Source organism: Streptomyces sp. SID1328 (assembly GCF_009865595.1).
Lineage (GTDB): Bacteria > Actinomycetota > Actinomycetes > Streptomycetales > Streptomycetaceae > Streptomyces > Streptomyces griseoluteus.
Genome location: NZ_WWKH01000852.1, coordinates 1 through 10322, shown reverse-complemented (window position 1 = coordinate 10322; position 10322 = coordinate 1). Strand labels below are relative to the sequence as shown.

At 67.6% G+C, this 10322-nt stretch carries 11 protein-coding genes; 2 read left to right on the top strand and 9 right to left on the bottom strand.

Annotated elements, in window-relative coordinates; genetic code table 11:
• From GT030_RS27375 to GT030_RS27365, 3 genes are all read right to left on the bottom strand, one after another.
• On the bottom strand, positions 1-140 hold a 140-nt coding region (locus GT030_RS27375; protein ID WP_346009758.1), incomplete at its 3' end, for an MGMT family protein.
• The gene (locus GT030_RS27370) at positions 137-349 is read right to left on the bottom strand and encodes a DUF2945 domain-containing protein (protein ID WP_161203368.1); all 213 of its coding nucleotides are present in this window, start codon (positions 347-349) and stop codon (positions 137-139) included. The genes GT030_RS27375 and GT030_RS27370, both read right to left, overlap by 4 nt.
• Before the next feature lie 83 nt (positions 350-432).
• Positions 433-879: a DUF1772 domain-containing protein gene (locus GT030_RS27365; protein WP_161203367.1), complete on the bottom strand. Its 447-nt coding sequence runs from the start codon at positions 877-879 to the stop codon at positions 433-435.
• Between the two features lie 89 nt (positions 880-968).
• Here GT030_RS27365 and GT030_RS27360 point away from each other — a divergent pair, with 89 nt between their 5' ends.
• Positions 969-1577: a TetR/AcrR family transcriptional regulator gene (locus GT030_RS27360; protein ID WP_161203366.1), complete on the top strand. Its 609-nt coding sequence runs from the start codon at positions 969-971 to the stop codon at positions 1575-1577.
• A gap of 121 nt (positions 1578-1698) precedes the next feature.
• Positions 1699-3621: an excinuclease ABC subunit UvrB gene (gene uvrB / locus GT030_RS27355; RefSeq protein WP_161203365.1), complete on the top strand. Its 1923-nt coding sequence runs from the start codon at positions 1699-1701 to the stop codon at positions 3619-3621.
• Positions 3622-3638: 17 nt separating this feature from the next.
• On the opposite strand, the gene GT030_RS27350 is transcribed toward uvrB, so the two are convergent.
• The 6 genes from GT030_RS27350 to GT030_RS27325 all read right to left on the bottom strand — a co-directional run bounded on the left by GT030_RS27350 (position 3639) and on the right by GT030_RS27325 (position 10054).
• On the bottom strand, positions 3639-4277 hold the full coding sequence (locus tag GT030_RS27350) for a hypothetical protein (protein ID WP_346009757.1): 639 nt from the start codon (positions 4275-4277) through the stop codon (positions 3639-3641).
• Between the two features lie 83 nt (positions 4278-4360).
• Positions 4361-6718 (bottom strand): hypothetical protein, encoded by a 2358-nt coding sequence (locus GT030_RS27345; protein WP_161203364.1) that lies wholly within the window; start codon positions 6716-6718, stop codon positions 4361-4363.
• 20 nt (positions 6719-6738) lie between these two features.
• Positions 6739-7167, bottom strand: coding sequence for a hypothetical protein (locus GT030_RS27340; RefSeq protein ID WP_161203363.1), 429 nt, complete (start codon positions 7165-7167; stop codon positions 6739-6741).
• Positions 7168-7322: 155 nt separating this feature from the next.
• Positions 7323-7901 carry a fasciclin domain-containing protein gene (locus GT030_RS27335; protein ID WP_161203362.1) on the bottom strand — a complete coding sequence of 193 codons (579 nt, stop codon included), beginning with the start codon at positions 7899-7901 and terminating at the stop codon, positions 7323-7325.
• 295 nt (positions 7902-8196) lie between these two features.
• The gene (locus tag GT030_RS27330; protein ID WP_161203361.1) at positions 8197-9267 is read right to left on the bottom strand and encodes an NADH:flavin oxidoreductase/NADH oxidase; all 1071 of its coding nucleotides are present in this window, start codon (positions 9265-9267) and stop codon (positions 8197-8199) included.
• Between the two features lie 250 nt (positions 9268-9517).
• Entirely contained in the window at positions 9518-10054 is a 537-nt protein-coding gene (locus GT030_RS27325) for a YcxB family protein (RefSeq protein WP_161203360.1), read from the bottom strand.
• Positions 10055-10322: the final 268 nt, after the last annotated feature.

Below are 10322 nucleotides of genomic sequence, written 5' to 3'. Positions count from 1 at the left end.
ACGCCGTCACCGAGCAGGCCCATCACCCGCCCGACCTGCCGGGGCCCCACGCCGATCCGCTTGCCGATGTCGCCGTACGAGACGACCCGGCCGCGCGGGATCGTGGCGACGACCTCGCGGACCGCGTCGACGGTGTTCACGCGACCTTCGTCAGCGCGCGCCCCTTGTGCAAGGCCACGTGATCCGTCTTGTCGCTCTTGATCTCGTACTGCGGGTCGCTCTCGCCGGCGTGGTGGGTGTGGCCCTTGTAGTCCACGTCGTGCGTGTGCTTCTTGATGATGACGCCCTGCACATGCCCGGCTTCCGAGTTCCACCGGACGTGGTCGCCGACGGCGAATTGCTCCGACATCTCAGCTCCTTGGTCGGGGTGTCCATTGTCGGACGTACGGCGGGCGAGCGGGAGTCAAGCGGAAAAACCCAGGTCAGCCCGCCTCAGACGAGCGCGGCGGCCAGCAGGGCGAAGGCGCCGACGAGGATTCCGACGCGGACGTAGTGGAAGCGGTCCCAACGGCCCATCTGCTCCTTCCAGTCCTCGGGCAGGCTGTCCGTGGTCCACGCCTTCGTGCGGTTGTTGATCGGGACGAGCAACAGGATCGACATGATCACGCTCAGCATCAGCAGCCCGGCGGCGATGACGACGAGGCCGGCGCCTTGATGATCCCGCCCGGCCAGGGCCCACACCGCACCGAGGACGAGCGAGCCGATGTACCAGAACGGCATCACGGCGCCGAGCATCCGGGCCCCGTGGATGCGGCCGCGCAGGCCGTTGTCACCAGGGAGCCCGGCGAGGATCGGGTTGATGACGAAGGCGACGGAGAACTCCACCCCCACCATCAGACCGACGACCACGGTGGTGAAGACCTCGAGTGCGGTGAGCATGGTGACCCTCCATTTTCTAGCGCTGCTAGCGATTGATTCAACGCTAGTACTGCCAGCGCTTGATTGTCTAGCAGTGCTAGCATCGAAATATGTCCGTACAGCAACGCAAGGAACGGGAACGGGCGGTCCGTGAGCGCCTCATCGTGGCGACGGCCCGTGAACTCGCCGAACAGCAGGGCTGGGACGCGGTCACCACACGCCGTCTCGCCGAGCGCATCGAATACAGCCAGCCGGTCCTCTACAGCCACTTCCGCGGCAAACGCGAGATCATCGGCGCGGTCGCCCTGGAGGGCGCCGCGGAGATGGCCGTAGCCCTGCGCGCCGCGACCACCACCGCGAACGACCCCCGCGGCCGCGTCACCGCCCTCGCCCGCGCCTACCTCGACTTCGCCGAGCGCAACCCCGCGGTCTACGACGCCATGTTCAGCCTCGACGGCGGCCTGGCCTTCGCGCACGAGGACACCCCGGAGCCCCTGAAGGACGCATTCGCCGCCCTGCTGGAATGCCTCACGGAGGTCGCCGGTGACGGCGTCCACCCGGCCCTGTTCACGGAGACCTTCTGGGCCTCCCTGCACGGCCTCGCCACCCTGACCCGAACAGGACGTCTGCCCCCGGGGGACGCGGAGCGGAGGCTGGAGCTGCTGGTGGACCGGCTGGCCGTGCTGCGACGCCCTGACCCCGGACACCGAGTGCTGTAGCACACAACTCGACCGTAAAGTTATTAGACATTGACAATATTGGATGCTACACGCAAAATGGACGGAGTCTGAGTAGCTTTTGTCCGCTTCTGTGCGGTTACTTCAAGTTCAGGAGCGAACCATGGCATTCCCGTCCGAGAACCGGCGGATCACCCTGGCCGAGCACACCGCCGACCAGGTCATACGCGCCGGCCGGCCGTTCCAGGTGGTCTCCCCCCACACCCCGTCCGGAGACCAGCCGCAGGCGATCGCCGGGCTGGAGAAGCACCTCCGCGCCGGGGAGAGCGACGTGGTGCTGCTGGGTGCCACGGGCACCGGCAAGTCCGCGACGACCGCCTGGCTGATCGAGAAGCTCCAGCGCCCCACCCTCGTGCTCGCGCCGAACAAGACCCTCGCCGGCCAGCTCGCCAACGAGCTCCGCGAGCTGTTCCCGCACAACGCGGTCGAGTACTTCGTCTCCTTCTACGACCACTACCGCCCCGAGTCGTACGCCCCGAGCACCGACACGTACTTCGCGAAGGAGTCGGTCTCCAACAAGGAGGTCGACCGGCTGCGGCACTCGGCGACCTGGTCGCTGCTCAGCCGCCGTGACGTGATCGTGGTGGCGTCCGTGTCCTGCATCTACGGCCTCGGCACGCCCCAGTCCTACCTCGACCGCTCGTTCCAGTTGGCGGTGGGCGACACCGTCGACCGGGAGGAGCTGCTCGCGGCGCTGGTCGACATCCAGTACACCCGTACCGACGGCGAGCCGGCCGCGGGCCGGTTCCGCGTGCGCGGCGACACCATCGACATCCACCCCGCGTACGAGAAGACGATGCTGCGGGTGGAGATGTTCGGCGACACCGTCGAACGGCTGACCGTCGCCGACCCGGAGACCGGTGAGGTGCGCGAGGTCATCGACCGCACCCGCGTCTTCCCCGCCACCCACTACTTCGCGGGCCCCGAGCGGATGCGCACGGCGGCCGATTCCATCCAGGCCGAGCTGGCCGAGCGCGTCGCGGAGCTGATCCGGGCCGGCAAGCTGCTCGAGGCCGACCGTCTGCAGACGCGTACCGAGTACGACATCGAGCTGATCCGGCACACCCAGGTCGCCTCCGGGATGGAGAACTACTCCCGGCACCTGGACGGCCGCGCCCCCGGCGCACCGCCGTCCACGCTGCTCGACTACTTCCCCGAGGACATGCTCGTCGTCATCGACGAGTCGCACGTCACGGTGCCGCAGCTCTCCGGCATGAGCCACGGTGACGCCGCGCGCAAGAACACCCTGGTCGAGCACGGTTTCCGACTGCCGTCCGCAATGGACAACCGCCCCCTGACGTGGTCGGAGTTCGCCGCGCGCTGCCCGCAGCGGGTCTACCTGTCCGCGACGCCGGGCCGCTTCGAGCTGACCGCGGCGCGGGGCGCCGTCGTCGAGCAGATCATCCGGCCGACCGGGCTGCTCGATCCGGAGGTGACGGTCAAGCCGACCGCCGGCCAGATGGAGGACCTGCTCGCGGAGATCCGGCAGCGGTCCGCCCGGGGCGAGCGGACCCTGGTGACGACGCTGACCAAGCGGATGTCGGAGGAGCTGACCGACTACCTCGACAGCCAGGGAGTCCGCGTCCGCTATCTGCACTCCGGCGTGACCACCCTGCGCCGCGTCGAGCTCCTGGCCGACCTGCGCCGGGGCGAGTACGACGTCCTCGTGGGCATCAACCTCCTGCGCGAGGGACTCGACCTGCCGGAGGTCTCGCTGGTCGCGATCCTCGACGCCGACCAGGACGGGATCTTCCGCAACGACACGGCGCTGATCCAGATGATCGGCCGCGCGGCGCGCAACGTCAGCGGCGAGGTGCACATGTACGCCAACCGGCTGACCCCCTCGATGGCCCGCGCCATCGACGAGACCAACCGCCGCCGCGCCCTGCAGACGGCCCACAACGAGACCCACGGCATACGCCCGACCGCCCTGCGCAAGAAGATCCGGCACACGGTGTCCGCCCAGTACCCCGAGTCCCAGCACCCGACGACGGGCAAGTCGCACAACCAGAAGATGGCGGCGTAGGTCCCCGACGCCAGCGGCTAGGCGGGGTCCAGCACCGGCTTCGCGGGGAGCCCGCCGTTCTTCTCGCAGCGCAGTTCCTTGGCCATGGCGAGGGAGTAGGAGTGGGCGACGGTGGCGTAGGCATCCTTCAACGCTTCCACGTTGTCCTGAGGATCCCTCGGCATGCCTCCGCGCTCCACGCCGATCACAATGTGAGCCTCTCCCAACGAGCCGACCAACTTGTCGCTCCGGCAGGCGAAAAAGACGTACGCCTTCTCCGTCCCTGCCAGGGTCTCCTCTCCCATCTTCAGCACGGTGAATTTCGGGGAAGGGGTACCGTTCGGGGCGCCTTCGGCCAGGCTCCAGGTGACTCTGAGATTGAAATGCGGTGTGCTGCCGATGGGGGTGAAGACACGGCAGATGTCCTCCGAACCAGAGGTAAGAGCCGGCGTTGCCAGGGCAAGATTCGCCGCGGCTTCCACAACGGTGGAATCCTTCGAGGAGGCCTCGAAGCGAGACGACCCCGTGATCACCTTCAGCGACTTGGAGGCGTCGGCGGAAATGGCGTTGCCACCGCAGAGCTCCGTCCCCGCAACGACTTTATAGTCCTTCGGAAGGCCATTCTTGTCCCCGTCACCTCCACATCCCGTGGCCCCGAGAAGCAACGAGCCGGCCACGACTGCGGAAAGCAGTCCCCCACGTAGCGACCTATGACTGATCATTGTCCGTATCCTCATGTGTCCTCGGCCGCACACTGGCATCATCCGGTCTCCGGGTCGTTGCCTTGCTGGTTCTCCCGGTCGTTACCGACCCCGTAACCGATCACCATGGATTCGTGCAGGTCCTCATAGAACCTGTCCTCATGGCCCACACCATGACGCTTCAAGAAGTCTTCCATCGGGGCCTCTGCCATGCTCTCCCCGGCGGAGTAGATCTTCTTCCTCTGGGTATCGTTGAGGTCGTCGATCTTCTCCTTGTGCGCATCCACCGAGCCGTCGGCGGCGTCACCGACCATCTGGCCGATGACCTGCTCCGCAGCCCCACTCGCGGTGTCGGTCGCAAGCGGAATGAGTACGGCGGCGGCTCCCACAGCCGCGGTAGCGGGGAGGAAGGCGACGCCCGCCGCGAGGCCGGCCGTGGCCCCGAACTCCACCCAGCCCGCTCGCTTGGCCACCGCCTTCTCGTAGTCCTCGTGGGTCTTGAGATTCGTCGCCTCCACCTGGTCCGCCCGGGACTGGTCGAGCATGCCCTGCACCTCGGCGCCGGTGCGCATGGTCGCTCTGGCCATGGCCGCGGTCTTATCGTCGATCTTCCCGTCCGGGCCCACCGTGTGTTCCAGTGCGCTCCGGGTGTATGCCTGCTCCGCCGTCGAGAGCGTCGCGTAGGCGTCCGGGTGCTGACCCATGGTGCTGAGGAAGCCGCGTACGACGCTTCGTCCGTTCCCGTCCACGGTGTCCAAGAAGTTGAGATGCGCGTCCGGATTCTTGCCCGGCGCGAACAGGCTCTCCGAATCATTCTTGTCCAGCGCCCAGTTGATGTCGTCGATGTAGCCGGCGCCCATGGTGCCCAGGCTGTCGGCCATAGCCTCGTGATGCTTCTTGAGCAGCTCGGGGTCGGAGCCGTACTTCTCCATGACCTTCTGCATGATCGCGGCGTTGTCCGCGTCCCGCACCACATGGGCGTCGGGGTGCCCGGCCGGATAGCCGAGCGTCGCCGCCTCCAGGGCGTGGCCGAGGGCATCGGGCATCTGGTCGAGCGACGCCTTGTGCTCCTTCGGGTCGGTCGAGTTGACGTCGGGGAAGGACTCCCACTTCTCGTTGCTGAAGAAGTCGAGGTAGTTGTCGATCGCCTGGCCGTCCTTGTCCTTCCCGAGGGCGGCTGTGGCACCGTGGTCGACCGTGCCGTCCTGGTTGTACGCGGTCGGCGGGTCGGCGAAGAAGTGCTTCGCTGCGTCAGGGCTGTTGCCGAGGGCTTCGAGCATGGCGGTGGCCGGGTCGTAACCGGCTCCGTTCACGCCGGAGGGGTTGAACGGGTTCTTCAACCAGCCGTTCACATTCTTGTTCTCGGCGAACATGAACGGGTCCTTGGCATGCAACTGCGCCACGTGTTCAGCGATGGGGTTGAGGAACTTGGCGTCGTAGTTCCCGTTCCGCATGATCCCGCCGAGGAGCTGGTAGCCGAACGGGCCGCCGTAGTCGTGCTTGGCCAGCGGGATGCGCTCCGTGCCCAACTTACGCAGTTCCGGACCCCACTTGTCGGTGAATTCCTTGTCGTGGGAGGCGGTGGCCAGGTTGAGGCCCAGGTTCTTCTGGAGCTCCTGGACGTCCTTGAGGCGCTCCGGGTCGACCTTGCTGTAGTCGTACGTGTCCGTGGAGAGCTGGCCGAAGAACGCGAGCGACTTCTCGGGGCCGAGCTTCCCGTAGAAGTCCTTGGCGAACTCCGTCGACGAACTGTTGTCCTTCAACAGTTCGTCGAGCTGCTGGAGTTCGGCGTGGGTGAGGTCACGGCCCTTGGCGGCGAGAGCGGCGGCGCGGGCGGCCTCCTCCTGGTCCAGCTTGGTGTACGTGGGAGCGCTGAAGTCCTTGCGGTCGGTGACGTTGGCCTCGAGGGCGTTCTTGAGGGCGAGGTCGGTGTCGTTGCAGTTGTCGACGATGAGGTCGATCCTCTTCTGCCACGACTCGATGTTCTTCCTCTCCTGCCCGATGAGGTCGATGTAGTCGGGATCGTGCCGCGCCATGTGCAGTTCGGACAACGGCTTCCGCGCCGTGACCTTGCCCTTGCCGTCCACACGGATGCCGGCCGCGGGCCCCTCGTGATCCCGGATGCTGACCAGGTCGTCATGGGCCCGCTTGATGGCCGTGTAACCGTCTTCGAGGACCAGCTTCACGCCCTTGGCCTCCGCTGCGGCGTCCTCGAACTCCTTGACGGTCTTACCGATGAACGCCTTGGTGACGCCCGCGTTGACGCCCTCCCAGTCGGCCTTGTCCGCCTTCGCCTTCATCCCGCTGGCGGCGTCGGCGGCGAGCTTGTCCAGCTTCCCGGCCATCTCCGACCAGTCGTCGGCGGCGGCCTTCAGCTTCCCCAGCGGGGCGTCGATGATGTCCTCGTACTTCAGCATGTAGCGCGCTCCCCCGAGCCCTATTTCATGTAGTCCGTGAGCGCGGAAATCTGCGCCAGATCCCCAACGATCTTCACTTCGTCCTTGGCGTGCCGCGCCTTGCTGTAATCGAGGTGGTTGGAGATCTGCGCACAGGCATCCAGCAGCGTCTTCACATGCGTCTGCCAGAAGTCGTGCACCTTCAACACGGCAGCACCGCTGGCGAAGTTGCCATTGGTCAGCGCCGTCGCCGCGTCGAACGTCGCGGAACGGGCGATGTCGCCCTCTTTCCCCATCCGCCCCAGCAGTTCGTACGCGTCATTGCCGATGGCGCCGAGATCGTCCCGATTGACCACGAGGTCGTACCCGCCACCGCCCCCGCCGCCCTCGGCCGGAACACTGTTGAGCTGCACGGCAGTTCGCTTGGACGCCGCCGCCCGCATCTCTGCCCACTCCTGCTCGAACGCCACCGCTTCCCCCAAGTCCCTCCGGGCCCGGCGCCCACCATATCCAGGGTGCCGTCGGCCCGATCAAGTCCCTCGTACGGTGACGGGACGAGGCACGGCGGCCGCGCAGGGGTGCGACGCCGTGCCTCGTCAAGTGAAGCGGAGAACCGGAGGGCGGGTCAGGACGGAGGCTGGAGGACCGAGTCCACGACATAGATGGTGGCGTTCGCCGCCTTGATGTTGCCGCAGACGATGTTCGCCTTGCCGTTGACCTTGAAGTCGGTGCCCGACCCGGACGTGGTCAGTTTGCCGCCCTCCACCGTGGTGAAGGAACCGTCGGAGAGCTGATCAGGCGTGATCTGCTTGTCCACGACGTGGTAGGTCAGCACCTTGTTGAGCTGCCCCTCGTTGTTGAGCAGTGAGGAGAGCTGGGACGTGGTCACCTTCTTGAAGGCGTCGTTGTTCGGCGCGAAGACGGTGATCGCGGACTTGTCGTTCAGGGTGTCGGTGAGATGCGCCCGGACGGTCGCCGAGACGAGCTGACTGAGCTGCGGGTACGCGGCGGCGGCGTCCACAGCCTTGTCCTTGGCCGTATCGGCCTTCTGGGAGAGCGCCGAGCAGCCCGGCCCGAAGGTTCCCGAGGGGCTGGGAGACGCGTCCTGAGCGCTGCTCTGTGATGTGAGAGCACCGAGCGCGAGCGGGATGGCGGCCAGAGCCGCTCCGGTGAACCTGACCGTGTGCATGTGGGTGAGCCTCATCGCAACTCCCTCCCATGGAGGTGTGAGTGCCGCGAAGGCGGCTTGCGGGACACGCCCTCTTCGCTGGGCGGGACGGGGGCCTGCACGGCCACGCCCCGGGCGGCTCCGCCCGGTCCCCCGCAAGGATATCCAGCACGGCTCGGAGACCGCATCTCGACTGCCGTACGGTGCGGAACACGCGGCGTCAACTGTGCATCCTCGAAGGGGTGTGGGCGCACGACCCACGTAGGTCGCCCCTCTCCATCCGTTCCATGACGTGACCGCGATCGTTCGAAGGTGGCGTGCACCCACGGCCTCAGCGATGACGTAGGCGGCCGCGCTGGTACTGCTTCGGCCACGGGACGTCGTCACCGAGCACGTAGGCCGCGCGGAGCGGCCAGGTCGGGTTGCGCAGCAGTTCGCGAGCGAGCATGATCGCGTCGGCCGAGCGGTCCACGAGGATCTGGTCGGCCTGCTCCGGTGCGGTGATCAGACCGACCGCGGAGACGGGCAGGGCCGCGCCCTCGCGGACGGTTCGGGCGAAGGGCACCTGGTAGCCGGGCTCCACTTCGATCCGGGCGTTGTGGACGAGCCCACCGCTGGTGATGTCCACCAGATCGACGCCGTGGGCCACCAGGTGCCGCGACAGCTCGACCGTCTCCTCCGGGGTCCAGCCGCCGTCGGCCCAGTCCGTGGCCGAGAAGCGTACGAACAGCGGACGGTCCTCCGGCCACTGCGCCCGTACGGCGTCGGTGACCTGGACGAGGAAGCGGCTGCGTCCGTCGAGATCGCCTCCGTACTCGTCACTGCGGTGGTTGGACAGCGGTGACAGGAACTGGTGCAGCAGATAGCCGTGCGCGGCGTGGATCTCCAGGACCTCGAAACCGGCGGACAACGCCCGCGCGGCGGCTTCGCCGAAGGCCCGGACCAGGGCGCGGATGTCGTTCGCGCTGAGCTCCCGCGGGGCCGGCCAGTCGTCGAACGGCAGCGGTGACGGTGCGACCGTCTGCCATCCTCCGGCCTCCGGTTCGACGTACGCGTCGCCCTCCCAGGGCGGTGCCGTCGACGCCTTGCGGCCGGCATGGGAGATCTGGATGCCGGCAACGGCTCCCTGCTCGTGGACGAAGTCGGTGATCCGCTTGTACGCGGCGGCCTGCCCGTCCTCCCAGATGCCGGCGTCGGAGGGGGTGATGCGGCCCTCGGGTTCCACTGCCGTGGCCTCCTGCATGACCAGGCCGGACCCGCCACGCGCCAGGGAACCGAGATGGACCAGATGCCAGTCCTGGGGGTAACCGTCGACCGAGCTGTACTGGCACATGGGGGCCACCCAGGCCCGGTTCGGGAACGTCGTGCCGCGGAGGGTGAGTGGAGAGAAGAGACGGCTCATAGGAGGCCTCGCAGGAGGGATGTGAGACGCCGGGTGCCTCGCTGCCGTCGAGCCGTGACGGCCTGCAGTCCTGCGGGGCGCCCCGCACGGTGGGTTGCCCCGAGTACCCCGGCCGCTCATGGCCCACACCGCCGGCCAGGCGTGCCTCCGGAGTGAGCGTCGGAAACGGCCGGCCTGTCCGAGAAGGATCTTGCGCGGGGCAGGCTCCCCGCTCCTCACGCCTGCGGGACTGCGGCGACCGGGCCCAGAGTCAGAGCCTGCGGATGTGCCGGTCCAGAAGAGTCCGGAAGGCGTCCACGTCTTCCGGCGCCCGCACGCCCCGCTTCGGCAGCACGGTCAGGCACGAGACGTTCTCGTCCCCGCTGAGCAGGACGAAGGTGTCGGCGGTCTCGGCGTAGTGCGGGGCGGCGGTCCAGTTCAGCCGGCTGGAGCCACCCGTGTTGCTGACGGTCACCCCGGAGTCGTCGACCCTGGAACGGCAGGCCCCGTTCCGGGACGCGATTCTGTGGAACTGGCGGGCCAGGAGCCAGGGCTGAAGCACGAACAGCAATACGACTAGCAGGCCGGCGATCACCCACGAGCGCGTATCGGGGCCCTCACCCTTCGCCAGCGGCACCGCCGACGCTCCGACGAACGCGGCCACCCCGACCAGAGCGAACCCTCGCATCCGGCGGGCACGGCCCGACGCCTTGGCCCGCGCCTTGAGCGCCTGTCTCATGTCTTCGCGTGTCAGCTCGTACTCCAGCTCGACATGCTCCCCCACCGCGGCTTCCGCACGGTCCTCCATGAGCCCTCCCCTTGGACCTCATCATGATCGAATCAGCGGAGAATACCTTGCGTGCGGGCCAGTGACGCAGGGCTGAAGGGGCGGGGAACTGTACGCGGTCGCAGGGGCGGGGAACGGTCAGCGGTCGAGTTCCTCCTGGATCGGGGTCTTCGGCTCCTCCCGCAGGTGCTGAGACAGTCCGGGCTTGCCGCCCGCACGGGCCTGCTCCGCGCGCTGCGCTGCGGTGAGTCCGAGGTCCGAGGCCGGGTCCACGCGGACGGACCTGGCC

What these genes read in the sequence shown, in the direction of transcription:
- GT030_RS27370 (WP_161203368.1), bottom strand. Translation starts at nt 349, where the DNA reads ATGTCGGAGCAATTCGCCGTCGGCGACCACGTCCGGTGGAACTCGGAA.
- GT030_RS27325 (WP_161203360.1), bottom strand. Translation starts at nt 10,054, where the DNA reads ATGGAGGACCGTGCGGAAGCCGCGGTGGGGGAGCATGTCGAGCTGGAG.
- GT030_RS27335 (WP_161203362.1), bottom strand. Translation starts at nt 7,901, where the DNA reads ATGAGGCTCACCCACATGCACACGGTCAGGTTCACCGGAGCGGCTCTG.
- uvrB (WP_161203365.1), top strand. Translation starts at nt 1,699, where the DNA reads ATGGCATTCCCGTCCGAGAACCGGCGGATCACCCTGGCCGAGCACACC.
- GT030_RS27345 (WP_161203364.1), bottom strand. Translation starts at nt 6,718, where the DNA reads ATGCTGAAGTACGAGGACATCATCGACGCCCCGCTGGGGAAGCTGAAG.
- GT030_RS27330 (WP_161203361.1), bottom strand. Translation starts at nt 9,267, where the DNA reads ATGAGCCGTCTCTTCTCTCCACTCACCCTCCGCGGCACGACGTTCCCG.
- GT030_RS27365 (WP_161203367.1), bottom strand. Translation starts at nt 879, where the DNA reads ATGCTCACCGCACTCGAGGTCTTCACCACCGTGGTCGTCGGTCTGATG.
- GT030_RS27360 (WP_161203366.1), top strand. Translation starts at nt 969, where the DNA reads ATGTCCGTACAGCAACGCAAGGAACGGGAACGGGCGGTCCGTGAGCGC.